We start from the raw sequence: 24,153 nt of genomic DNA, 5'->3' as shown, positions 1-24,153 counted from the left end.
GGGTCCGCCGCCGGTAGCGCCGCGCGACCTATGAGGGCATAGCCTGAGTCTATGACCCTCTCCCCTCGTGTCCCCGAGCTCGGTGCGCTGGAGCTGCTGCTCGCGGTGGCCCGGCTCGGCAGCGTCGGGCGGGCGGCGGCCGAACTGGGGGTGAGCCAGCCGACCGCGAGCGCCCGGATCAAGGGCATGGAGCGGCAGATCGGCGTGCCGCTGCTGGACCGCTCCCCGCGCGGCTCCCGGCCGACCGAGGCGGGCCGGCTGGTGGTCGAGTGGGCCCGGCAGGTGCTGGAGGCGGCGCAGGCGCTGGACGCCGGGATCGACGCGCTGCGCGAGCGCCGGGACGCCCGGCTGACCGTGGTGGCCAGCCTGACCGTCGCCGAGTACCTGATGCCGGGCTGGCTGCTGGCGCTGCACGAGGCCAGTCCGGGGACGGCGGTGACGCTGCGCACCGCCAACTCGGCGGACGTGGCCGGGCACGTGCTGGCCGGGGACGCGGACCTGGGCTTCGTCGAGGGGCCGTCGACGCCGGCCGGGCTGGCCGGCGCGGTGGTGGCGGCGGACCGGCTGGTGGTGGTGGTCGCGCCGGGCCACCGGTGGGCGCGCCGCCGTTCGCCGCTGGCCGGGGAGGAGCTGGCGGCGACGCCGCTGGTGCTGCGCGAGCCGGGTTCGGGGACCCGGGAGGTGCTGGAGGCGGCGCTGGCGCCGTTCGGGGGCGCGGCGCGGCCGCGGCTGGAGCTGGCCTCGTCGACGGCGCTGAAGGCGGCTGCGATGACCGGGGCCGGGCCGGTCTGCCTGAGCGAGCTGGCGGTGGTGGAGGAGCTGGCGACCCGGCGGCTGGTGGCGGTGCCGCTGGTGGAGGGGCTGGACCTGCGGCGGCCGCTGCGGGCGGTGTGGCCGGCCGGGCAGCGGCCGAGCGGCCCGGCCCGGGAGCTGCTGACGCTGACCCGGCGGGGGCGGGCGACCAGGTCCCCCGGCCGGTCCCCCGGCCGTTCATCCAAAAGTTGAGCGGAATAGACGCAACTTAGTGCATGCTAGAGAGAGCAGACATCATGCACGACGAGGGAGGACACCCCAGCAGTGGACGCCAGCAAGTTCACCACCAAGACGCAGGACGCCCTGTCCGCCGCGATCCGGCAGGCCGGGGGCGCGGGCAACCCGGACGTCAAGCCGGTGCACATCCTGACCGCCCTGCTGGAACAGCCCGAGGGCATCGCCAGGCCGCTGCTCGAAGCGGTCGGCGCGGACGTGTCGCGGGTCGACGCCGAGGCCCGCCGCCTGCTGGCCGGGCTGCCCAGCGCGATGGGCTCCACCGTCGCCGCGCCGCAGCTGGCCCGGGACACCCTGGCGGTGCTCACCGAGGCCGGCCGGCGCGCCGACGACCTCGACGACCAGTACGTCTCCACCGAGCACCTGCTGGTCGGCCTGGCCGCCGAGGGCGGGCCGGTCGCCGAGCTGCTGGTGCAGCAGGGCGCCACCCCCAAGGCGCTGCTGGCCGCGTTCAAGGACGTCCGGGGCAGCGGCCGGGTCACCTCGCCGGACCCGGAGGGCACCTACAAGGCGCTGGAGAAGTACGGCACCGACCTCACCCAGGCCGCCCGGGACGGCAAGCTCGACCCGGTGATCGGCCGGGACCAGGAGATCCGCCGGGTGGTCCAGGTGCTGTCCCGCCGGACCAAGAACAACCCGGTGCTGATCGGCGAGCCCGGCGTCGGCAAGACCGCCGTGGTCGAGGGCCTGGCGCAGCGGATCGTGGCCGGCGACGTGCCGGAGTCGCTGCGCGGCAAGCGCCTGGTCGCCCTGGACCTCGGCGCGATGGTCGCCGGGGCCAAGTACCGCGGCGAGTTCGAGGAGCGGCTGAAGGCCGTCCTGAACGACATCAAGCAGAGCGACGGCCAGGTCGTCACCTTCATCGACGAGCTGCACACCATGGTCGGCGCGGGCGCCGGCGGCGACTCCGCGATGGACGCCGGCAACATGCTCAAGCCGATGCTGGCCCGCGGCGAGCTGCGGATGGTCGGCGCCACCACCCTGGACGAGTACCGCGAGCGGATCGAGAAGGACCCGGCGCTGGAGCGCCGCTTCCAGCAGGTGCTGGTCGGCGAGCCCAGCGTGGAGGACTCGATCGCCATCCTGCGCGGCCTCAAGGGCCGCTACGAGGCGCACCACAAGGTGCAGATCGCGGACGCCGCGCTGGTCGCCGCCGCCACCCTGTCCAACCGCTACATCACCTCCCGCTTCCTCCCCGACAAGGCGATCGACCTGGTCGACGAGGCGGCCTCCCGGCTGCGGATGGAGATCGACTCCTCACCGGTCGAGATCGACGAACTCCAGCGCGCCGTCGACCGGTTGAGGATGGAGGAGCTCGCCCTGGAGAAGGAGTCGGACCCGGCTTCGGTCGACCGGCTGGCCCGGCTGCGCCGCGATCTCGCCGACAAGAACGAGCAGTTGAGCGTCCTCACCGCCCGGTGGGAGCAGGAGAAGAAGAGCCTGAACCGGGTCGGCGAGCTCAAGGAGCGCCTGGAGGACCTGCACGGCGCACTCGAACGCGCCCAGCGGGACGGTGACTTCGAGCGCGCGTCCAAGCTGATGTACGCCGAGGTCCCGGCCGCCGAGAAGGAGCTCGCCGACGCCCAGGAGCGCGCGGCCGGCGAGGACACCTCCGCCTCGATGGTCAAGGAGGAGGTCGGCCCGGACGACGTGGCCGACGTGGTCGCCTCCTGGACGGGCATCCCGGCCGGCCGGCTGCTGGAGGGCGAGAGCGCCAAACTCCTGCGCATGGAGGAGGAGTTGGGTCGCCGCCTGATCGGCCAGGCGGAGGCCGTGCAGGCCGTCTCGGACGCCGTCCGGCGGACCCGCTCGGGCATCGCCGACCCGGACCGCCCGACCGGCTCGTTCCTCTTCCTCGGCCCGACCGGCGTCGGCAAGACCGAACTCGCCAAGGCGCTGGCCGACTTCCTCTTCGACGACGAGCGGGCGATGGTCCGCATCGACATGAGCGAGTACGGCGAGAAGCACTCGGTCTCCCGGCTGGTCGGCGCCCCGCCCGGGTACGTCGGCTACGAGGAGGGCGGCCAGCTCACCGAGGCGGTCCGCCGCCGTCCGTACAGCGTGGTGCTGCTGGACGAGGTCGAGAAGGCCCACCCCGAGGTCTTCGACGTGCTGCTCCAGGTGCTCGACGACGGCCGGCTCACCGACGGCCAGGGCCGCACGGTGGACTTCCGCAACGCGATCCTGATCCTGACCTCCAACCTGGGCTCGCAGTTCCTGGTCGACCCGGCCACCCCGGAGGAACGGAAGAAGCAGCTGGTGCTGGACACCGTCCGGACCGCGTTCAAGCCGGAGTTCCTCAACCGGCTGGACGACATCGTGGTCTTCGACCCGCTCGGCACCGCCGAGCTCAGCCGGATCGTCGACCTCCAGGTCGCCGGGCTCGGCGACCGGCTGCGCGAGCGCCGGCTCACCCTGGAGGTCTCCGCGGCCGCCCGGGACTGGCTGGCACTCACCGGCTACGACCCGGCGTACGGCGCCCGGCCGCTGCGCCGGCTGGTGCAGTCGGCGATCGGCGACCAGCTCGCCCGGGCGATCCTGTCCGGCCAGGTGCACGACGGGGACACCGTGCTGGTCGAGCGGGACGAGGACGGCGACCGGCTCACCGTCCGGGCCCGCGGCCCGCTGGAGAAGTAGCCCCGCCGGAGAAGCGGCCCCACCGGCCCGTCGATCATGGTCCGCCCCCGCCGTCTCCGGGGGGCGGACCATGATCCGTCCGGGCCGGACCCGCGCGCGAGCGCCCCTGTGAGGCAGGGCCCGGATGAGGCAGGATGGACTCGGAAGGGCGGCCTCTCATTGCCGACCACCACGTGCACTGAGGAAGAGGACCCCATGAGCATCGACCCGTCGTCCATCCCGTCGTTCGGCCTGCCCCAGGGCGGGCAGCCCGGCGGCGGCCAGGGCGAGCGCCCGGCCGGCCCGCCGCCGATCATCGTCCCGGACCAGGCCCTGGTCGGCCAGCTCCTGGACCAGATGCAGCTGAAGCACGTCGTGGACGAGGAGGGCGACCTCACCGCCCCCTGGGAGGGCTTCCGCGTCTACTACATGTTCCGCGGCGACCAGAAGGAGCTCTTCGCGGTCCGGGCGTTCTACGACCGCCCCTACCCGCTGGAGAAGAAGGGCGAGATCCTCGACCTGATCGACGAGTGGAACCGCGAGACCCTGTGGCCCAAGGTCTACACCCACACCCACGAGGACGGCGTCGTCCGGCTGATCGGTGAGGCCCAGATGATCGTCGGCACCGGCGTCAACCTGGACTACTTCGTCACCACCACCGCCAACTGGACCCAGGCCGCCGTGGGCTTCGAGCAGTGGATGGTCGAGCGCCTCGGCCTGCAGGACGAGATCGAGGGCGAGGACGGCGAGGGCAAGCCCTCCGAGGGCACCGACGAGAGCTGAGCCCCCCGGCCCTCCCCCGGCACGGCCCGCCACCGACGGCTCGGTGGCGGGCCGTCCTTGTCCCCGACCGCCCCCTGGCCCGAGGATGGGGGGCGACCGTCGAGGTGTGAGGAGTCGTGATGGGTGCGAGGCCACTGCTGAACCGTCGGCTGGCGGGGATGGGGACCACGATCTTCGCGGAGATGTCCGCGCTGGCCGTGGCCACCGGCTCGATCAACCTGGGGCAGGGGTTCCCGGACACCGACGGGCCCGCGGAGGTGCGCGAGGCGGCCGTGCGGGCGCTGCGCGAGGGGCGCGGGAACCAGTACCCGCCCGGGCCGGGCGTGCCCGAGCTGCGGACCGCGATCGTCGAGCACCAGCGGCGCCGCTACGGCCTCGACCACGACCCGGACCGCGAGGTGCTGGTCACCGCCGGCGCCACCGAGGCGATCGCCGCCACCCTGCTGGCCCTGCTGGAGCCCGGCGACGAGGTGATCGCGCTGGAGCCGTTCTACGACTCGTACGCCGCCTGCATCGCGATGGCGGGCGCCGTCCGCGTGCCGCTCACCCTGCGGGCCCCGGACTTCCGGCCCGACCTGGACCGGCTGCGCGCCCTGGTCACCCCCCGCACCCGGCTGCTGCTGCTCAACTCCCCGCACAACCCGACCGGGCTGGTGCTCTCCCCCGAGGAGCTTCGCGCGATCGCCGAACTCGCCGTGGAGCGCGACCTGTTGGTGGTCACCGACGAGGTCTACGAGCACCTGGTGTTCGACGGCGCGCACCACCCGATCGCCGCCCTGCCGGGCATGCGCGAGCGCACCGTCTCGATCTCCTCGGCCGGCAAGACCTTCTCCTTCACCGGCTGGAAGGTCGGCTGGGTGACCGGCTCGCCCGAGCTGGTCACCGCGGTCCGAACGGCCAAGCAGTACCTCACCTACGTCAGCGCCGGCCCGTTCCAGTACGCCGTGGCCGAGGCGCTGCGGCTGCCCGACGAGTACTTCGACGACTTCCGCGCCGACCTGCTGCGCAAGCGGGACCTGCTGGCGGACGGCCTGGCCGCGGCCGGCTTCCGGGTGTTCCGCCCGGCCGGCACCTACTTCATCACCACCGACATCACCCCGCTGGGCGAGAAGGACGGCATCGAGTTCTGCCGCACCCTGCCGGAGCGGTGCGGGGTGGTGGCGATCCCCAACGCGGTCTTCTACGACGACGTCGAGGCCGGCCGCCCGCTGGTCCGCTTCACCTTCTGCAAGCAGGAGGAAGTGATTAACGAAGCAGTGAACCGGCTGTCCCGCCTGCGGGAACGCTGAGTCACGCATCACGCCACCGCCCCAGTGAGCGTGTGAGCACCCAGGTAGGTGTAGTCGGTGTCCGGTCGCCCGTCTGCCGCCGCTTCGAGCGCCCGGCGCCGTTCCGCCTGCCGCTGGTCTTCGAGAATGAGCCCCACCCACAGCGGGACCACCCGGACGGCTGCCGGTCGGGGCAGAGTGTGCCCCGGGCCTTCCTGGGACTCGTCGGGGGTCGGCTCTTCGACGGCTTCCGGGGTGTAGGGACGGACCGGGACGTGATCCTCGGCGTCCAAGGGCTTCATGCGCTCGATCACGTGCGGCGGCAGCTCGTACGAGCCCGGTTCCACCACGGACAGCTTCACGGGCACGGGAAGAGGGTCGCCCGCCCGGTGTCGGCCCTTGGCCGGCTGAGGGGCCCCTGAGACTGCCCATGCCAGGGCAAAGGCAACAAGAGTGCAGATCACCCAGGCATACGCCCAGGCGCTAAAGTGGGTCATGTCGTCGCTCCTCGAAAGCGTCGGCCATGCCCCGGGGGTGTTACCAGCACCCGCCGGGGTCTCTGTTTTGTTGTGACTCGAACGGTAATCCCGCTTCGCGGAGCTTGTCCAGCGATCAAGCGATCCCTGATCCCGCAATCGGGCGTGGACGTAGACGGTTTGGCGACACGTCATCTGCACTGACCCGGTCTTCGACCGCAGATCTTGCCCTGTCAAGAGTGCGCTCCCGGGCGTACGCTGACACGACTAGGCGCGTGTCTCGGGAGACCCCACATGACAGAGCTACCCGCAGAACTGACGACTGGCGAGCGAATCCGCATTCTGCGGGAACGCCGGGGAATGACTCGCCCCGTGGTTGCCGGTCTGGTCGGTCGGTCGTCCGACTGGCTCAAGAAGATCGAGACCAACGAGCGCCCCATCCGGGGTGTCGGCATGCTGATCAAGCTGGCCCAGGTTCTGCACGTGGATGACGTGTCAATCCTCACCGGCACCGAGATCAGCATCCCGGCAACCGGAACGGGCAAGGTCAGTCACATCTCCGTGCCCAAGATCCGGTCCGTCATGCACTCCGTGAGCTTCCAGCCGGTGCCGGGCGTGGTGACACCCCCGGACGTCCTCAAGGGTCTCGTGGAGCAAGCCTGGCGGCTGTGGCACACGTCTGCCCACCAGCGCACCGAAGTGGGCGCGGTCCTCCCCGACCTCCTACGGGATGCACACGCGTCGGTCCGCTCCCACGACGGCGCCGAGAAGCGGCAGGCGTACGCCGCGCTGGCAGACCTCTACCGGCTGGTGCAACGGCTGCTCGCCCACATCTGCGAGCCGGAGCTGTACTGGATGGCGCTGGACCGGGCACGGGACGCATCGGAGAACGCCGACGACCCGGTGTCCCTCGCGCTCGGCGCGTGGACCGTCAGCATCGGCCAGCGCGCTGCCGGATTCGTGGACGAAGCGGTGAGTACGGCCGAGATGGGCATGGCCGTCGTCCGCCCCCTGCTGGAATCCGGCGACCCTGAAGTCCTCGCCGCCTACGGGCAGTTGAATCTTCAGGCCGCCTGCACTCACGGCTTGGACGGAGTCTCCGGTCCAGCCGAACGCTTCCTTGCCGAGGCGGAGCTGACCGCCCGGAAGCTGCCTGACGGGTACTGGCACGCACAGAGTGCTTTCGCCATGTCGAACGTGGACGTGCACGCCGTATCCATCGGTGTCGGCCTACAGCGCCCGGGGGAAGCACTGCTGCGCGCGGAGAGCATCGACCCGGCGACCGTGCCGTCACTCGAACGGCGCTCTCGCCTGCTGGTGGACATCGCCTACGGCTACCACCAGCGCAAGGAGATGGCTGCCGCCGTTCACTACCTGGGGCAAGCCGTCGCGGTCACACCGGAGGGGGTCCGATACGTGCCCGGCGCCCGGAGTCTGGCAGCGGCAATCGAGCGCAAGGCGGTGGGGCCGCTGAAGGCATCTGCGGTCGCCCTGGCCGAGTCAATCGGAATCGCCGCGTAGGCCATCCGAGTGGGGGGACACTTTGTCCCCCTTGCAACAAGCGAATGCCCGTACCGTCCATTGGACGTGACGGGCATTCAGCTTTCGGAGGGCCAGCGGCAATGACGACGGATGACACGTGGCGAACGTTGACCGACTACAAGGTCGAGCGCCGATCTCGACTGGGCGCCGCCGGCGATCTGAGTGACTACGACGCCTCGGTGTCCGCCAGGGCGACGGGCAGCGGCATCCTTCGGGAGTGGCCCCCGTGCACCTGCGGCGCGGCCGTCTGTCCCGACGGGGGGCAGCGTGACGCAGCCTGAGGCGACCCCCGAGGTCCCAGTGAGGGCGTGCCGGATGTGCGGCATGTTCGACCGCATGGAAGCGGTGTTCGTCCAGGCCCCGCCGGAGGAGCAGGACCCCGAAGCCCTGGCGGACATCCACGCCAGGCGCGACGAGCACGCTCCGTACTGCCCGAACAAGCGGGGTGCGCTGTGACGCTGCACGACGTGGACCGCCCCTTGCTCACGGAGCTACCCCAGGACGCGGACGAGTGCCCGTCCTGCGAGTACTTCAACGGCGTTGCGGCCCAGTACCCGGCCGACGACAACCCCACCATTGCACGGCACTTGGTCCGCTGGCGGAAGCAGCATGCCGAGGACGGAGAGTGCTCGAACCCTCAGGCGGGCCCGGATGAGTGATCACCAGGACAACCCGCAGACGGCGCTGCACGGCTTCTCCGAGCATGCCGAACCGGTGGACCCGTTCGAGTGGATCAGGGCCCACCCATGGCAGTGTGAGCGACTCACCGAGCCTCGGCCGCTCCTCACCCCCGAGGAGCACACCGAGACGCCCCTGACGGCCGAGGAGCGGCAGCGGCGGTCGCTGCTTCTGGCGCGGGCCCGGGAAGCCAACCACCGGCGGCGCTGACCGGAGTACGCCGCCCCATGACTCCCGTCCCCGATCGACGGACCTTCGAACGGTCGGAGCGGGCCCCTGCAAGGTTCATCAACTACATGAAGGGAAGTACGGCCATGCGACAGAAGATCACGGCGCACATCCTGGGGAACGGCACCTGCCCGTCCGGCGGAGACCACCAGTACCAGATGTGGAGCGCCAAGATGCGCTGCGTCAAGTGCGGTGCCACGCAGGGCTGACCATGTGAGTTCGGGGAGGGGGTCCGACCGGGGCTCCCTCCCCTTCATCGAAGGGGGTCGAAGCATGGAGCCGCACGTCGGTTGGGATGAACTTCCCAGCACGGTAAGGGCGGTGGTCGAGAAGAACGCTGGAAGGGTGCTCTCCGCCGAAACGGTGCCGGAGGGGATCACCTGCCGAACGGCCCTGATCCTCTCGACCGCGAGCGCGAGGCTGTTCTTGAAGGGCGCGCTGGTCTCCGACCCCGGAAGCTGGGAGGCACAGCGGACGGAAGCCGCCGTCAACGCAGCGGTCGGCAGGGTGGGCCCGGCCATGCGCTGGGAAGCCGTGGCCGATGAGTGGCATCTGATCGCCTTCGACTACGTGGACGGCCGACATGCCGATCTCACGCCCCAGTCGCGAGACGCGGCGATAGTCGCCGACGTGCTCAAGCGCGCTCGCTGTTGTCGAGTCCCCGCCGGCGGAGTCGTCCCGTCGCTGGCCGAACGGTACCGCCAGGTTCTTCGCCCCGGGGACTCCGAAGCGCTCGAAGGCTCATCGCTGCTGCACACCGATACCAACCCGCACAACCTCTTGATCGCCTCCCAGCGCGGGTACCTGGTCGACTGGGCCATGCCCGCTGTCGGCCCCGCGTGGGTGGACGCCGCACAGACAGCAGTCCGACTCATGGGGTACGGCTGGGAGCCTCGGGACGCCCGTACGTGGCTCAGCGGCTTCCCCGAGTGGGAGGACGCCACCCAGGCGAATAGAGCCGCTTTCGTGCGTGTGGTCACCGATGGCGCCACGGCCCGCTTCGGCTCGTACGCCGAGGAGGAAAACGCCCGGTTCCGGGCACTGCTGCGCTGACCGACCACCGACGGGCCCCATGCTCCCGCTGCCGAGGAAGGCACGCCGAGTGCGGCGGGATGGCCCCGGCTGTCCGACCTCATTCCCGTGACGGACAGCCGGGGCTCCGCGCGTTCGGACATGCCAAAGCCCCCGGGAGCCTCAGCGAGAGGCTGTCCCGGGGGATGGCAGATCGGTGCTCTGAGGGCCGCTTCAGCACCTCCTAGCGGGCGTTTCGGCCCCCTTAACGGTGCCTTTTCGCCGGGCTCCTCAGCACGGCTTCGCCGACGCAGCACGACAGTTGATAACCGGGGGCGACTGGGGCCGACGCCACACCCAGGGCGCGTACGGCGAGCTGGGGCCGGGATCGCTGCGACGGCAAAGCTGGGAGCTTTGGAAGCACCCCGCCCGCCCAGCGCAGCCACGATCAGGCATGCCGACGGCATCCTGCACAGCGAACCAGCCACGCATCCGAGCGCGGATCACGCTCAGTACCGGCAGGCAGCTTGTCCTTCGGCACGTACGAGTAGCGTGGGCACGAGCGGCACCGGACGGGAACCCAAGACAGATCGCTGTCCTCCTGGAGCGCACGTCCGGCCGGTTGCATCCACGCGGGCCGCATCCACGACGGCCACTCGCTCAACCACTCATCTGTGCCAGGAAGTTGGGGGACGCTGAGACCAATGAGCTGTCGGTCACCACCGACCCGGTGACCGGTCTCAACCTTCCGTCCCCAGCCCTGTGCGATGAGGTACCCCCCGACGTCGGAGGGCACCACCACCCGCATACCCGCCCCTACTGGGGTCCGGTCGATCCGGAGCCCGGTCAGCAGCTCGACGAACACGGTCAGACCCGTACGGCCAGGCCAGCGTCCACCAGCCACTCCGCCTCACTCTGCGGAACCTCGTAGGTCTCCCCGTTCTGGAGAGTCCGCGAAGGGGTGCCACTACTGAACGGGCCGTAGCCCATCCAACCAGTCATGTGAATGGAAGCGGTCGACTCGCTGGTACTGGAGATGGTCATGGCGGTGAACTCCTTATCAGGCGGAAATGGTGATCCGGCAGACGGCGGCAGCGTTCGGAACTGCGATTGCAGCGCGGGCGATCGCACGGACCGCCGTACCGTCCTTGAGAAAGCCGAACTGATTACTGACCTCGAATCCGGCGTCCTTGCGCCAAACGGCGAATATCTGATCTGCCTCGTACACGAGAATGTCGGCGTTCGGCATGAACGAAGAAAGCCATACCGGGACACCGAGGATCGACCGCTGAACGCCGGCAGCCGGAGAGCCGGCCGACTCGCTCAGAAGAGGCTTGAGCGAACCAGACGCCTCGCGCAGCGCCATAAGCGCAGACCACGACTTGGGCGCCATAACGATTGCTGACGCCTTCGCGTTGGCGGACTCCAACAGGCCGAAGGCCGACACGAACGGGTCGAGGTCCTTGAGCCCACCCGCAACGGCAAGTTTCTGAATCCCGGCGGTGTTGGCTATGCCGACGAAGCCCTTCCCGCTGCCGGTACCCACCAGGGCTTCCCGGTCGAATCCCAGGGCAACGGTCCGCAGTAGTGACTTCGCCATGGGATTCAGGAAGGAAGGGCCGCCATCCTGAATCAGCTCATTCGCGATCAGGTCGGCAACGGCGATCTTCTTCGGCGCGACCTTCAGCGGCTCAGCCCCGAAACCGCCGGTCGGAAGGTCGTCCAGCTCGCCGACGAATCCGGCGGAAAAGTCCGAGCGGATCACCGGGAACGAGTAGGTCTCGGCGTCCGTCTCCACCCGGTTGACACCGGACGCCATGACAACGGACTGCGGGGCCAGAAGGTCGACGAAGTTCCTCGCCACCTGCTCCGGAGAGAACGCCTTGCCGGTGCCGGTCGTGGTAATGCCCCGGGACATTTCCAACGAGCGATACATGAGCTCACCGGGCGTGGCGATCGCAGGCGCCTTCGAGAGCCGTTCGGTGCCACCTATGAATTCGGCATCGCGAAGCGGGTGCGCCGCACGCATTGCCGACTCCTCGGCGGCAGCAGCAGCAATATGCCGCTTCGCGTTCGCGTCCTCCTCGGCAATGAGGCTGAGCAGCTCATGCTCTCGCTTCTTTTCACCACTGGCAAGCGAACGACCCTTCGCGCTGTCGAGAAGCTCGCGAAGCTTCCTTACCGCAGCCTCGCGCTTGCCTATCGCTACCTGCGCTATTTCGGCATGGTTCATGCAGCACTCCGCTCTGGGAAGGGCAGCCGAAGAAAGTACGGCCGGACTCTACCCCCTCTAGAGCGCAAGCCCTTCCTGTGGCGGTTTGGCGTTTTGGACGTCGATCCTGACTTGCCTTAGAGATTTCTTTAGTGTGTTGAGAAGAGGGGTCTAAACACCAAAACACCATCGGCCCCGCTGGGTGGCAGGCATGCGCATGCGGATAGCCCGGGCGAGCGATCAAGTCACGACGGACGCCGCGCGGCTGGCGTTGACCGAACGTATACCGGTCACCGGTTCGCTGTGATCACTGACCCCTTCCAGAGACTGGAGATCCATCATGATCAAGCGTGTAGTAGTCGGCGTGGCAGCGGTGGCGCTGGCGACAGTCGGCGCCGGTGTGGCGCTCGCACAGGCCGGGGAGAATGGCGGCGACCGTCCGGCGACCGTTGCTCACCAGTACGACATCATTCCCGCCTCGGCGCCCGTGGAGATCCACGCCCAGGCGGCGGACGCCGAACAGGGCAACGCCCAGGAATCCGCGAGCGGCTGGGAGGGTGATGCCAACATCTGAGGCGATTCAGCTTCAGCGAGCTGTCCCGCCGGTTCCCTGTCGCCGGCGGGGCGCTCTCGTTGCGTCGTGCGGACCCAAGCGCTTGGTCGGGCTCCAACTCGAAGAGGACGACGACCACGGCTCCGACAATGAGCCCCGGCATACCCGCGCACGCGCTGTACGGCCGTCTGCGGGATGAAGAAGCCCCGGCAGGCTTGGGAGCCGTACCGGGGCTGTGGGGTTTGTCAGGCGGCTTGTTCGAACTGCGCAGCGGACGCCTTCTTCTTCGGTTTCTTGCCCTTCTTCCTCTTCGGCTGCTCCGGCTCGATGACGCGAGGTTCGCCGGCCCAGGCGAAGTGGAAGCGCTCAGGCGTCACTTGCGTGCGTCCGGCGGCGAACTTGCGGCGCACACACACGCCATCGAGGGCCAGGCCCAGCAACTCGCGTTGCTTCTCAACGGGAGCGTGGTCCCATGCTTCGCGGACAAGGACCGCGTCCAACAGGCAGCCGATGTCAGCCGATCGCTCGGGCACGGCCTTCAGCGCCTTCTGTGCCGCCTTCAACTCGGTCTCCGCTTCCGCCAGCAAGCCGGGGTAGAACTCGGCCGCTGGGCCGTCGAACTCCTTGCGCTTGTACCGGGCCGCAACGAGGTCTTCCAGCGCGGCCTTGGCGTTGTCGACGCGGTCTTGCAGCGCCTTCCGGTCGGCCACCACCTCTGGTCGGTTGGAGGCGAGCCAGCGGGCCGCCACTGCCTCGATCAGAGCATCGTCCGGTTCACTGGCGACGAGTCGGCTCACCCATGCCTCAAAGACGATCTGTTCGGCCCCTTCAGCGAGCACGGAAGCAGGGTTGTCGCAGCCGACGGCCCGGAGCTTGTGGCGGCAGGAGTACGACATGCCCTGCTTGATCATGACGTACCCGCAGCCTGCACAGAACAGGAGTCCGGCGAGCCGGCTACGCGGGACCGACCGAACGCCCTTCTTGGTCGGGCGGACCCCGAGAAGCGCCGTCCGACCAGTGATCTTCGCGCGCGCCCGCTTCTGCTGCGCCTCCGTGACCAGCGCCTCGCCGACCCGGACCCGCCTCCCCCTGCTGTCACGGTGGATCGGATCCTCACGGTCGTCCCAGTCGCTGGAGGGCTGGAACCCGATGTAGGCGGGGTGCTTGAGGATCTTGTAGATGTGGGTCGGCGTCCACTTGCGTCCGCCGGGCGACGGGATGCCGTCGGCGTTGAGCGCTTGGGCAACCTTCGGCGCGGTGATCCCGCTCTCGCACTCGCGGAAGATCCTCCGCACGACGTCGGCCTTGGTCGGGCCGTCGGCCTGGCCCGGAATGGCCGGAGAGTCGTCGATCTTGAGCTTGCGGGTCTTCTTCGACTTCCGCAGCCCGTAGGGCACCTTCGACGCCAGCCAGAAACCCGCGTCCTTCGAGTGGCGCCACGTGTCGCCCACGCGTTCACTGAGCTGGTCGGAGAACTCCTTGGCGTCCTCCGCACGCCACATGATCATGCGGCGGTCGCCCGGCTTGCTGGTGTCGAGCCCGTCCGCCCCGAAGATGATCCGGCGGCCTTCGAGCCGGTCCATGATCGTGAGAACCGCAAGCGCGCCCTTGCGGCTGAAGCGGTCGAGCTTGTAGGACCACAGGCAGCGGGTAACCCTGGCCTCAAGCGCGGCAAGGCCCGCGTCGTAGCCGGGGCGGTGGACGTCCTTGCTACCGGATATGCCGTTGTCCACCCAGACGTAGCGCGGCCGGTAGCCGTTGCGCTCACCCGATGCGATGCCGTCGGCGATCTGCTGGTTGATGCTCAGCTCGGTGTTGCGTGCTCCCTTTCGGGTAACGGACTTCCGTGCGTAGATGTCCATGTCCCCGTTCGGGTCAATGACCCGGTACGGAACAGCGCTTGCGGTCGTCCGGCCGAAGGCGTCGGTGGTCTTGGTCATCGCGCGCCCCCCGTGGCGTCGACCCCGCCGACGATGGCGGGGGGTACGTCCACTGGGGAGCGCAACGCCTCCCGGTCGCTTCGTCCGTCTTCACCTTCTGCAAGCAGGTGTCGGTTCTGGAGGAGGCGGTCACCCGGCTCGCCCGGCTGAACCGGACCTGACCCATCGACGGGACCTGTCGCACTCCCTGACGATTCGTCAACTCACCTGACGGGCTTGGATGTTTGCTGCCTGTCGGGCAATTCGCCGTGCCCTGATGGCAGGCTGCCCGGTGCCGCGCGCCGGGCGCTCCGGGGCCGGGGGCGTGCACGTCGCGCGAACGGCGCACGCTCGGCGCGCACGGCGCGCGAACGGGGGCCAGGGGCGCGCGCGGTGCATAGTCGCACACCGGGTCGATCAGAGCAGGGAAGCAGATGTGCTCGAAACGGTGAATGCTTGACAAAGTTGGGTAAATCACCGACGGACCCGGCGTATTCGTGCTTCTCTGCTGCTGAATCTCCAGCCGGAATCCTTCCTTCCACGGTCGGCCGCGCCCTGGACCGCACAGCCACGAACAGCCTCGCCCTTGCCTAGGCCAACTCGCTGCTGCACGGCGGGCGCGCACGGAGCTGAAACGCGGAGCCGAGCATGCTCACCACTTTGCAGACCTCCTACACGGACACCCGCGCGGGTGACCTGGCCTGGTGCCTGGGCGGCGAGCCGCTGCCCGCTCTCGCGGTCCGCGACCTGAGACTCGACGGCCCCGGCCACCCCGGCCCGTCCGGCACCCTCCAGCTGCGCCTGCTGGGCGCCTCGCACCAGGTGGTGATCGTGGCCGGACCGGGCCGCTGCCTGGAGACCGTCGCCTGCCTGCCCGGCCGCCGGACCCCGCTGCCGGCCCGGGTGGCCAAGCAGGTGGACGGCTGGGAGTACGAGTTCGCGGCCCGGATCGAGGCGTTGCCGCCGCACGACTTCGCGGCCCGCGCCCAGGAGTTGCTGGCCCTGGTGGAGGGGCACCCGCGCGGGCTGGCCGGCGTCTTCCCCGGCGACCCGAGCGCCTTCACCGCGCTGGTCACCCAGGGCGGGGCGGACCGGCTGCTCTGGCGCACCTGGCACGCCTATCCGCAGGAGGGCCAGCTGGTCTGCACCCGGTCCTCGCTGGTGGTCGCCCGATGACCGCCGACGGGGCCGCCGCCGGGACTGCCGCCGGGACCGGGACCGGGGCCGGGACCGGGGCCGGCAAGGCGTCCATAGGCCCACCCATGGCCCTTCATTCGTACGCAGGAACGATTCGTCAACCTGCGATACCGCCCTGTCCGTCGAATGGGCGCAGCCGTCCGTCCCGAACGTCGCCTAGCGTTTGTTCGTGATCAACCATCCGGCCGGTCCGCCCCCCGCACAGCCGGGACTCGACCTCGACGACGGCAGCCCACCCCGGCCCGGGCGGGGCCTGACCCCGCTGCCCACCCGCCGTCGGGCCCGGCTCCGCGCCCACCCCAAGCTCGCCCGGCTCGTCGTCCTGCTGGCCGCGTTCGTCTGCGCGGCCTGCGGACTCGTCTACGAGCTCGAACTCGTGGCGCTCGGCGACTACCTGCTCGGGGACTCGGTCACCCAAACCTCCGTCGTGCTCTCCGTCATGGTCTTCGCGATGGGTCTCGGCTCGCTGCTCGCCAAACGCCTCACCCGCCGGCCGGCCACCGCCTTCGCCCTGGTCGAATGCGCCCTCGCGCTCACCGGCGGCCTCTCCGTCCTCGCGCTCTACTCCTGCTGGGCCTGGATCGGCCGCTACCAGGCCGCCATGGTGGGCCTCACCTGCCTCATCGGCGTCCTGATCGGCGCCGAGATCCCGCTGCTGATGACCCTGATCCAGCGGATCCGCCGCGAGGACGCCGGCCGGGCCGCCGCCGACCTGTTCGCCGCCGACTACGTGGGCGCGCTGATCGGCGGCCTCGCCTTCCCGTTCCTGATCCTGCCCACCCTCGGCCCCGGCGACGGCGCCCTCGTCACCGGCGCCGTCAACGCCGTCGCCGGGGCGGCCGTCGTGCTCTGGCTCTTCCGCGAGGAACCGGCGCCCCGGGTCCGGCTGCTGCTCTGGGGCGGCTGCGCGCTCGTCCTCGCCCTGCTCGGCGCGGCCGCCGCCGGCTCCGGCGCCGTCGAACGCGCCGCCCGGCAGGCCCTCTACGGCGGCCAGATCCGCTCGGCGACCCAGGGCCGCGACCGGGAGATCGTCCTCACCGGCCCCGCCGAAGGCCCGCTCCGCCTCTACCTCGACGGCCGGCTCGCCGTCTGCGGACCGGACGAGTACCGGGGCAGCGAGGCCCTCGTCCACCCCGCCATGGCCGCCGGACCCGACTCCCGGGTCCTGCTGCTCGGCGGCGGCGACGGGCTCGCCCTGCGCGAGGTGCTGCGGCACAGCGGGGTCCGCTCGGTGCTGGTCGTCGCCCCCGAACCGGCCCTCCCCCGGCTCGCCCGCACCGACCCCGGCCTCGCCGCGCTCTCCGGCCGCTCACTGGACGACCCGCGGGTGCGGACCGCCGAGGCCGACCCGCTCGACTGGCTGCGCGGCGTCCGCCCCGCCCCGGGCCAGTCCTTCGACGTCGTCCTCGCCGACCTGCCCGCGCCGGCCGACGGCGGGCCGGTGAAGTTCCACTCGCAGGAGTTCTACGGCCTCACCACCCGGCTGCTCGCCCCCGGCGGACGGCTCGCCGTCCGGGGCGGCGAGGAACAGCCCGGACGGCAGGGCCTCTGGCAGGTCGAGTCCGGCCTGCGCGCCGCCGGACTGCGGACCGTCCCGTACGCGGTCGCGGGCAGCGCGACCGCGAGCTGCCGCCCGGGGCCGGAGGCCAGCCAGGACTTCCTGCTCGCCGCGGCCGCCCAGCCACCCCTCAGCCTCTCCCCGGACGCCCCACCGCCACGCGCCCTCACGACAGACGCCCTCCGCGCGTCGGCCGCCCGCCTCACCGCCCTCCGCCCCCTCCACCCACCCGCCGCCCTCACCCTCCTCGGCCCCCGCTGACGCCCGCTTCGCCGCCCGCATCGGCCCCCGCCGGCGCCCGCATCGCCGTCCACCACCCACTCGCTGAAAGGTGGAGGGAGGCGCGAACCCGACGGCGTGCGATGTGCGGGGTACGGGCTGAACGACGGCCGCGACCGGTGGAGCGGCAGGCGACCGGACGCCGCAGGCGGGCAGGGCGTCCTGGGGGCCGACCGGCGGGTGGGCAGGGGGTGCGCGGCCGTGGCGGTGGGCGGCTGGTGGGTGGGGCGCGGCGGCAGGTAGGGGACAGGGCGGGGCCGGGTGCGGGTTCGGTCGGTAGGCTCCGTGGCATGGAGCATGAGGTTGTCGTCCCGATGCCGGCCGGGCAGGTCCGGCAGGCCTTGCAGGATCCGGCGTTGCTGGCGCGTTCGGTGCCGGGGCTGAGCACCGAACCGGCCGCCGTCGGCAGTGGACCGGCGGAGGAGATCGGCGGGCGGCTGAAGCTGCGGATCGGCACCTCCACCATCACCTACAAGGGCGTGCTCTCCCTGATCGAGGGCCGCGAGGGCGTGCTGACCGCACTCGCCGAGGGCCAGGAGGCGCGCGGCAGCGGCGAGGCCACCGCCACCGTCCGGATCAGCGTCGCCGAGGGCGCCGAGGAGGGCACCGCGGTGGTCCGCTTCACCGGTGACCTGAGCGCCACCGGGCGGCTCACCGAGTTCGACGGCGAGACGCTCGTCGCGACCGGCCGCCGGTTGCTGGACCGTTTCGCCAGCGCCCTGACCTCCCCGGACACCGAGCCGGACGCCGACACGGACGCCGACGCGGACATCGACGCTGACAGCCCCCCGGAGACCGCGGCCGAGCGCGAGACCGACGCCGATGCCGATGCCGACACGGACAGCTCCGAGGACACCGCCACCGTGGTGTTCCTGGAGGACCGCCAGGACGAGCCCGGCGACGACCTCGACGACGACCTCTCCGACCTGATCGCCTTCTCCGACGCCGACGCCGAGCGCTTCGGCCTCCCGATCGCCGGCCCCGACGACGACGAGGACGAGGCCGCCGCCACCGGCCAGGACGACGCCGTCGCCAAGGCCGAGGAGGAGGTCACCGCCGAACTCCCCGCCGAGCTGCCCTTCGAGTACGAGCAGGAGCCGGTGCTCGGCGGCCCGGTCCGCCGCAGCATCGTCGGCCGCTCCGCCGAAGAGGTCGACCACGCCCCGCCGCGCGGCCCGTACGCCCCGGCCCTGCCGGCCCGCAGCGCCCGCGCCCGGGCGGCCTCCCGCTGGGGCGGGGACGCCGGCGGCATCGTGGTGCCGGGCGTCGGCGGCCGCAGCGCGATGCCGTGGGTGATCGGCGGCGGCGTGGCCCTGCTGGGCGGCGCGGTGGTGCTGGTCAGGGCGCTGCGCCGACGCTAGGGGCGAGGACAGGGCCAGGCCCTGTCCTCACACTCGCGTCGTCCGCCCGGAGGGCCGCCAGGCAGGCGGGAGTGTGAGGACAGGGCCTAGACTGGACGCTCATGAGCAACGACCGCGACGCCCTGCTGGCACAGATCAAGGACAAGGCCGTCGTCCACGGCAAGGTCACCCTTTCCTCCGGCAAGGAGGCCGACTACTACGTCGACCTGCGCCGGATCACGCTGGACGGCCAGGCCGCCCCGCTGGTCGGCCGGGTGATGCTGGACGCCACCGCCCACCTGGAGTACGACGCCGTCGGCGGGCTGACCCTGGGCGCCGACCCGGTCGCCACCGCGATGCTGCACGCCGCCGCCGCGCGCGGCCGCGAGCTGGACGCCTTCGTCGTCCGCAAGGCCGGCAAGGCGCACGGCCTGCAGCGCCGGGTCGAGGGCCCCGAGGTCAAGGGCCGCCGGGTGCTGGCGGTCGAGGACACCTCCACCACCGGCGGTTCGGTGCTGACCGCCGTCGAGGCGCTGCGCGAGGCGGGCGCCGAGGTGGTCGGCGTCGCGGTGATCGTCGAGCGCGGCGGCGCCGACGCGGTCGAGGCCACCGGCCTGCCGTACGTCACCGCCTACAACCTGGAGGACCTGGGCCTCTGAGGCCCGCCTCCGGACCGGATCGGAACGGCCGGGGCCCGGTCCTGTTTCACGTGAAACAGGACCGGGCCCCGGCCTTCGTCGTCGGACGGCTCAGCCGCGCCGGTGCCGGCCGCCACCGGCCTGGAGGGCCTCCGCGCCCTCCTCCTCGGCGCCGCCGGCCTTCTTCTTCCGGCGCTCGCGGATCACCTCGACGATCATCGGGGAGATCGAGAGCAGCACGATCAGCAGCACCGCCGGGATCAGGTACTTGTCGATCACCGGGGCGAGCGCGTCACCGAAGAAGTAGCCGATCAGCAGCATCGACTCGGTCCACAGGACGCCGCCGACCACGTTCCAGAGGAAGAAGGTCTTGGCCGGCATGTCCAGGGTGCCCGCGACCGGGTTCAGGAAGGTGCGGACGATCGGCATGAAGCGGGCGAGCACGACGGCCTTGCCGGGCCCGAACTTGTTGAAGTACTCCTCGGCCTTCAGCACGTACTCGCGCTTGAAGATCTTCGAATCGGGCTTGTCGAACATCTTCGGTCCGACCTTCACCCCGATCTGGTGCCCGAGCTGCGCACCGGCGATGGCCGCGATCGGGGCACCGATCAGCAGCGTCGCGATCGGGAGCTTCGCACCGTCCCCGAGCACCGACGAGGCGGCGCTGGAGGCGGCGACACCGGCGATGATGAGCAGCGAGTCACCCGGGAAGAAGAACCCGACCAGGAGGCCGGTCTCCGCGAAGATGATCGCGATCAGCCCGATGGCACCGAGGGACGAGATCAGTGATTTGGCGTCGAGGAGGTTGACGGCCAGCTGGTTGTAGTCCACGGGCGCAGAATAGCGGGCCCGCCTTGACGGAAGCCTCGCCCCGGGGGGCGATCGGCCGCTCATCCTTTCGTCGCACCTCGCCCCCGGGCTCGTCGCACCTCGTCCCCGGAGGTCGTCGCACGTCGTCCCCGGGGGCCGCCCGTCCCGACTGGCGGGCCGCATGGTGGACCCGGTGGGCATTCTGGGAAGATGGCCCAGGCGTCCGGTCCGCGGTGGCGAACACCCTCATCGCCGTCCCGTGGCCGCTGCCTCGAACCTGGGTACCGACTGGCCGCATCGCAGAGCCGCGCACCGGCCCCGGTACCCCGGAGTCGTCACAAAGGCGTACACAGCGTCGGACAGCACCGTCCGTGCGCCGCAAACCCGACAGGAGCGGATTCGCATGCCCATCGCAACTCCCGAGGTCTACAACGAGATGCTGGACCGGGCCAAGGCGGGCAAGTTCGCCTACCCGGCGATCAACGTGACCTCCTCGCAGACCCTGCACGCCGCCCTGCGCGGCTTCGCCGAGGCCGAGAGTGACGGCATCATCCAGATCTCGACCGGTGGTGCGGAGTTCCTGGGCGGTCAGCACAACAAGGACATGGTGACCGGTGCCGTCGCCCTGGCCGAGTTCGCCCACATCGTCGCCGCCAAGTACGACGTCACCGTCGCGCTGCACACCGACCACTGCCCCAAGGACAAGCTGGACGGCTACGTCCGCCCGCTGCTGGCGGTCTCCGCCGAGCGCGTGGCCAAGGGCCAGAACCCGCTCTTCCAGTCGCACATGTGGGACGGCTCGGCCGAGACCCTGTCCGACAACCTGGCGATCGCCCAGGAGCTGCTGGCCCAGGCCGCCGCCGCCAAGATCATCCTTGAGGTCGAGATCACCCCGACCGGCGGCGAGGAGGACGGTGTCACGCACGAGATCAACGACGAGCTGTACACCACCGTCAACGACGCCGTCCGCACCGCCGAGGCGCTGGGCCTGGGCGAGAAGGGCCGCTACCTGCTGGCCGCCTCCTTCGGCAACGTGCACGGCGTCTACAAGCCGGGCAACGTCGTCCTGAAGCCGGAGCTGCTGCGCGAGCTGCAGGACGCGATCGGCACCCAGTACGGCAAGAACGACCCGTTCGACTTCGTCTTCCACGGCGGCTCCGGCTCGTCCGCCGAGGAGATCGCCACCGCGCTGGAGAACGGCGTCGTGAAGATGAACCTGGACACCGACACCCAGTACGCCTTCACCCGCCCGGTCGCCGGCCACATGTTCGCCAACTACGACGGCGTGCTGAAGGTCGACGGCGAGGTCGGCAAGAAGAACACCTACGACCCGCGCACCTGGGGCAAGCTGGCCGAGGCCGGCATGGCCGCCCGCGTGCTCGAGGCCGCCCAGCAGCTGCGCTCGGCCGGCAACCGCCTGAAGTAAGGCAGCGCCTGAGGCAGGGCACCGCCCGAACGGCAGTGCCCGAAAGGCACCGCCTGACGCGGGCCCCGCCGGAGGCAGGGTCCGCGGCCGTGCCCCCCAGTGGTTGACTGGGGGGCATGGCCATTCACGAGAACCTCTTCGGGGGTCCGCCCCCGACCCACCTGCCCGCCGAGCCCGCACCGCTGGAGCTGCTGGCCGGCGGCGCCTCCCCGGCCGAGGTCGCGGCGAAGTTCCCGACCTCCTCGCTGGCCTGGGCCCAGCTCGCCGACGACGCCTTCGCGGCCGGCCGCACCGTCGAGTCCTACGCCTACGCCCGCACCGGCTACCACCGCGGGCTGGACGCGCTGCGCCGCGCGGGCTGGAAGGGCCACGGCCCGGTGCCGTGGGAGCACGAGCCGAACCGCGGCTTCCTGCGGGCGCTGCACGCGCTCGGCCGGGCCGCCGCCGCGATCGAGGAGAAGGAGGAGGCGGAGCGCTGCGCGCAGTTCCTCCGGGACAGCTCGCCGACCGCCGCCGCCACCCTGGGCTGACGCCCACCGCCGGACCGCAGGCCGCCCCCGTTGCCCGGAAGGGCAGTGGGGGCGGTTTCGTCGCTTTTGTGGATACCCGGTATGTGGACATTCACCGGTCCGCCATGCCAGGGTGGGGCGCGCGAGGGGGGCGTGCACGTCAGTTCGAGGCTCAGCGGCCCCACCGGTCGACAGAAAGCCCCAGTGTGCCCGCAGCCAGCCCCGCCCGCCGCTCCCGCTCCCGTGCCGCCGCGCCTCCGGGCGCCCGTGTCGGAGCCCGGGCCGGAGCGCGGAAGGCGGCCGCCGCAGCGGGCGGCCGGGCGGCCGCGCGCCGCCGTCACAGACCCCGTCGCCGGCTCGGCCCCGGCATGCTCGCCGCGCTGATCGCCGCGGTGGCGATACTCGGCGGCACGGTGTTCGCGCTGAGCCGGCCCGACGCCCCGCCCGGCACCGACCGGACCGCCCAGGGCCGGGTGGCCCCGCCGGACGGCGGCAGCGAGCCCGCGCAGCCCCCGGCCCCCGCCCCGACGCCCACGGCCGCCCCCACGCCGACGCCGACCCCGACGCCCACCCCCACCGCCACGGCGACGCCCACGCCCCCGGCCACCGCCGAACCGGGCGCCCCGGACCCCGGCCCGAGCAAGGGCGCGGGCACCTTCACCATCGCCCAGGGCTCGGCCGCCCCGGTCGGCAAGGGCACCATCCGCCGCTACCGGGTCGAGGTCGAGGACGGCATCGGGATCGACCCGACCGCCGCCGCCGCGCAGGTCCAGGGCATCCTCGCCGACAAGCGCGGCTGGACCAACGACCGCAAGAACGGCTTCCAGCTGGTCGCCGGCGGCAGCTACGACTTCACCGTGAAGATCGCCTCGCCCGCCACCGTCGACAAGATCTGCGGCGCGGCCGGGCTGGACACCCACGGCGAGGTGAACTGCAACGTCGGCAACCAGGTGCTGGTCAACGTCAAGCGCTGGACCATCGGCTCGCCCCAGTTCAGCGGCCCGATCGACGAGTACCGGGCGCTGATCGTCAACCACGAGGTCGGCCACCGGATCGGCCACGGCCACGAGACCTGCCCGGGCCCCGGCAAGCCGGCCCCGGCGATGATGCAGCAGATCTACGGGCTCAAGGGCTGCCAGCCCAACGCCTGGCCGTACAGCGCCGACGGCACCTACCTCAGCGGCCCGGCCGTCCCTTAGCCGACGATCAGCCCAGCAGCGGCAGGTACGCCCGCAGGTCGCTGCGCTCGCCGCCGGCCGACAGCGCGGCGGCGTCGGCCGCGGCCGCCCAGTCGGTGCGGCCGGTGGCCAGCCGGATCCAGGTCAGCGGGTCGGTCTCGACCACGTTCGGCGGGGTGCCCCGGGTGTGCCGCGGGCCCTCGACGGCCTGCACCACCGCGTACGGCGGCACCCGCAGCTCGACCGCGCCGCCGGGCACCCGGTCGGCGAAGGCGTCGGCGAGCAGCCGGGTGACGGCGGCGACCGCCTGCCGGTCGTGCGGGAAGTCCGCGAGGCCGAGCGCGTCGGCCAGGTCGTCGGCGTGCACGACCGTCTCGACCAGCCGGGTCACCAGGAAGTCGGTGAGCGCCATCGGGCCGAACCGCATGGCCACCGATCGGCCGGGCGCCTCCCCCGCGGTGCCGTCCAGCGCGGCCCGCGCGGCGTCCACCGAGCGGTCGAAGCGGGCCGCCACCTCCTCGGGCAGGCCGGTGAAGGCGGCCGCCACCTGCTCGGCCGCCTCGGCGTCGACCGTCTCCGCGACCGTCGTGGTCAGCTCGGTGAAGCGGCTCAGCGAGAGCGGCGCGCCGACCGGCGCGGGGCCGGTCAGCTGGGCCGGCAGCCGGTCCAGCACCAGGCTCAGATGGGCCACCAGCTCGCGCACCCGCCAGCCGCCGAGCCGGGTCGGCCGGTCCAGGTCGGCGGCGGTCAGCCGGTGCACGGCCGCGCGCAGGGCCTCGTGCTGCGCCGCCAGCGCGGCGCGCACCTTCTGCGGCTGGTAGGTACGGGACTTGGCAGGCATGGGCCCCAACATACGCCGAGGGGCGGACGGTTCGTCGCGAACCG

At 71.5% G+C, this 24,153-nt stretch carries 22 protein-coding genes; 17 read left to right on the top strand and 5 right to left on the bottom strand.

Annotated features, from left to right (window positions below; translation table 11 throughout):
• Positions 1-51: 51 nt before the first annotated feature.
• The 4 genes from AB0N76_RS18600 to AB0N76_RS18585 all read left to right on the top strand — a co-directional run bounded on the left by AB0N76_RS18600 (position 52) and on the right by AB0N76_RS18585 (position 5,735).
• Positions 52-1,005: a LysR family transcriptional regulator gene (locus AB0N76_RS18600; RefSeq protein ID WP_363558400.1), complete on the top strand. Its 954-nt coding sequence runs from the start codon at positions 52-54 to the stop codon at positions 1,003-1,005.
• A gap of 72 nt (positions 1,006-1,077) precedes the next feature.
• The gene (gene clpB / locus AB0N76_RS18595; RefSeq protein ID WP_363558398.1) at positions 1,078-3,684 is read left to right on the top strand and encodes an ATP-dependent chaperone ClpB; all 2,607 of its coding nucleotides are present in this window, start codon (positions 1,078-1,080) and stop codon (positions 3,682-3,684) included.
• A 195-nt stretch (positions 3,685-3,879) separates the two neighbouring features.
• Positions 3,880-4,446: a YbjN domain-containing protein gene (locus tag AB0N76_RS18590; RefSeq protein ID WP_363558396.1), complete on the top strand. Its 567-nt coding sequence runs from the start codon at positions 3,880-3,882 to the stop codon at positions 4,444-4,446.
• 119 nt (positions 4,447-4,565) lie between these two features.
• Positions 4,566-5,735, top strand: coding sequence for a pyridoxal phosphate-dependent aminotransferase (locus AB0N76_RS18585; RefSeq protein WP_363558394.1), 1,170 nt, complete (start codon positions 4,566-4,568; stop codon positions 5,733-5,735).
• Positions 5,736-5,743: 8 nt separating this feature from the next.
• Here AB0N76_RS18585 and AB0N76_RS18580 read toward each other — a convergent pair whose 3' ends face one another.
• Positions 5,744-6,082 (bottom strand): hypothetical protein, encoded by a 339-nt coding sequence (locus tag AB0N76_RS18580; RefSeq protein WP_363558392.1) that lies wholly within the window; start codon positions 6,080-6,082, stop codon positions 5,744-5,746.
• A 402-nt stretch (positions 6,083-6,484) separates the two neighbouring features.
• On the opposite strand from AB0N76_RS18580, the gene AB0N76_RS18575 reads away from it, so the two are divergent.
• The 5 genes from AB0N76_RS18575 to AB0N76_RS18555 all read left to right on the top strand — a co-directional run bounded on the left by AB0N76_RS18575 (position 6,485) and on the right by AB0N76_RS18555 (position 9,691).
• Positions 6,485-7,711 carry a helix-turn-helix transcriptional regulator gene (locus AB0N76_RS18575; protein WP_363558390.1) on the top strand — a complete coding sequence of 409 codons (1,227 nt, stop codon included), beginning with the start codon at positions 6,485-6,487 and terminating at the stop codon, positions 7,709-7,711.
• Between the two features lie 345 nt (positions 7,712-8,056).
• The gene (locus tag AB0N76_RS18570; protein ID WP_363558388.1) at positions 8,057-8,188 is read left to right on the top strand and encodes a hypothetical protein; all 132 of its coding nucleotides are present in this window, start codon (positions 8,057-8,059) and stop codon (positions 8,186-8,188) included.
• 195 nt (positions 8,189-8,383) lie between these two features.
• The gene (locus AB0N76_RS18565) at positions 8,384-8,620 is read left to right on the top strand and encodes a hypothetical protein (RefSeq protein WP_363558386.1); all 237 of its coding nucleotides are present in this window, start codon (positions 8,384-8,386) and stop codon (positions 8,618-8,620) included.
• Positions 8,621-8,724: 104 nt separating this feature from the next.
• On the top strand, positions 8,725-8,847 hold the full coding sequence (locus AB0N76_RS18560; protein ID WP_363558384.1) for a hypothetical protein: 123 nt from the start codon (positions 8,725-8,727) through the stop codon (positions 8,845-8,847).
• Between the two features lie 112 nt (positions 8,848-8,959).
• A complete protein-coding gene (locus AB0N76_RS18555) occupies positions 8,960-9,691 on the top strand; it encodes a phosphotransferase (RefSeq protein WP_363558382.1) in 732 nt (243 codons plus the stop codon).
• A 1,018-nt stretch (positions 9,692-10,709) separates the two neighbouring features.
• On the opposite strand, the gene AB0N76_RS18550 is transcribed toward AB0N76_RS18555, so the two are convergent.
• Complete coding sequence (locus AB0N76_RS18550) at positions 10,710-11,882, bottom strand: phage major capsid protein (RefSeq protein WP_363558380.1); 1,173 nt, start codon at positions 11,880-11,882, stop codon at positions 10,710-10,712.
• Positions 11,883-12,201: 319 nt separating this feature from the next.
• Here AB0N76_RS18550 and AB0N76_RS18545 point away from each other — a divergent pair, with 319 nt between their 5' ends.
• Positions 12,202-12,435: a hypothetical protein gene (locus AB0N76_RS18545; RefSeq protein WP_363558378.1), complete on the top strand. Its 234-nt coding sequence runs from the start codon at positions 12,202-12,204 to the stop codon at positions 12,433-12,435.
• Between the two features lie 224 nt (positions 12,436-12,659).
• Here AB0N76_RS18545 and AB0N76_RS18540 read toward each other — a convergent pair whose 3' ends face one another.
• Complete coding sequence (locus AB0N76_RS18540; RefSeq protein WP_363558376.1) at positions 12,660-14,354, bottom strand: recombinase family protein; 1,695 nt, start codon at positions 14,352-14,354, stop codon at positions 12,660-12,662.
• Between the two features lie 627 nt (positions 14,355-14,981).
• On the opposite strand from AB0N76_RS18540, the gene AB0N76_RS18535 reads away from it, so the two are divergent.
• The 4 genes from AB0N76_RS18535 to pyrE all read left to right on the top strand — a co-directional run bounded on the left by AB0N76_RS18535 (position 14,982) and on the right by pyrE (position 19,366).
• A complete protein-coding gene (locus AB0N76_RS18535) occupies positions 14,982-15,509 on the top strand; it encodes a DUF2617 family protein (protein WP_363558374.1) in 528 nt (175 codons plus the stop codon).
• A 190-nt stretch (positions 15,510-15,699) separates the two neighbouring features.
• A complete protein-coding gene (locus tag AB0N76_RS18530) occupies positions 15,700-17,349 on the top strand; it encodes a spermidine synthase (RefSeq protein ID WP_363558372.1) in 1,650 nt (549 codons plus the stop codon).
• Positions 17,350-17,657: 308 nt separating this feature from the next.
• On the top strand, positions 17,658-18,728 hold the full coding sequence (locus tag AB0N76_RS18525; RefSeq protein WP_363558370.1) for a hypothetical protein: 1,071 nt from the start codon (positions 17,658-17,660) through the stop codon (positions 18,726-18,728).
• Positions 18,729-18,829: 101 nt separating this feature from the next.
• Positions 18,830-19,366, top strand: a complete 537-nt coding sequence (gene pyrE / locus AB0N76_RS18520; protein WP_363558368.1) for an orotate phosphoribosyltransferase — start codon at positions 18,830-18,832, stop codon at positions 19,364-19,366.
• Positions 19,367-19,456: 90 nt separating this feature from the next.
• On the opposite strand, the gene AB0N76_RS18515 is transcribed toward pyrE, so the two are convergent.
• Positions 19,457-20,176, bottom strand: a complete 720-nt coding sequence (locus AB0N76_RS18515) for a VTT domain-containing protein (protein WP_363558366.1) — start codon at positions 20,174-20,176, stop codon at positions 19,457-19,459.
• Between the two features lie 382 nt (positions 20,177-20,558).
• On the opposite strand from AB0N76_RS18515, the gene fbaA reads away from it, so the two are divergent.
• The 3 genes from fbaA to AB0N76_RS18500 all read left to right on the top strand — a co-directional run bounded on the left by fbaA (position 20,559) and on the right by AB0N76_RS18500 (position 23,289).
• Positions 20,559-21,581 (top strand): class II fructose-bisphosphate aldolase, encoded by a 1,023-nt coding sequence (fbaA, locus tag AB0N76_RS18510; protein ID WP_363558364.1) that lies wholly within the window; start codon positions 20,559-20,561, stop codon positions 21,579-21,581.
• 116 nt (positions 21,582-21,697) lie between these two features.
• Complete coding sequence (locus AB0N76_RS18505) at positions 21,698-22,111, top strand: DUF3151 domain-containing protein (RefSeq protein ID WP_363558362.1); 414 nt, start codon at positions 21,698-21,700, stop codon at positions 22,109-22,111.
• Between the two features lie 347 nt (positions 22,112-22,458).
• Positions 22,459-23,289: a DUF3152 domain-containing protein gene (locus tag AB0N76_RS18500; protein ID WP_363558360.1), complete on the top strand. Its 831-nt coding sequence runs from the start codon at positions 22,459-22,461 to the stop codon at positions 23,287-23,289.
• Positions 23,290-23,296: 7 nt separating this feature from the next.
• Here the strand turns inward: AB0N76_RS18500 and AB0N76_RS18495 are convergent, their stop codons facing one another.
• On the bottom strand, positions 23,297-24,109 hold the full coding sequence (locus tag AB0N76_RS18495; protein WP_363558358.1) for a sterol carrier family protein: 813 nt from the start codon (positions 24,107-24,109) through the stop codon (positions 23,297-23,299).
• Positions 24,110-24,153 lie beyond the last annotated feature (44 nt).

Origin of the sequence: Kitasatospora sp. NPDC093806, from assembly GCF_040683335.1 — a bacterium.
GTDB lineage: Bacteria > Actinomycetota > Actinomycetes > Streptomycetales > Streptomycetaceae > Kitasatospora.
Note: the sequence above shows the minus strand (reverse complement) of the source record. Positions and strands in the feature narration are given on the sequence as shown.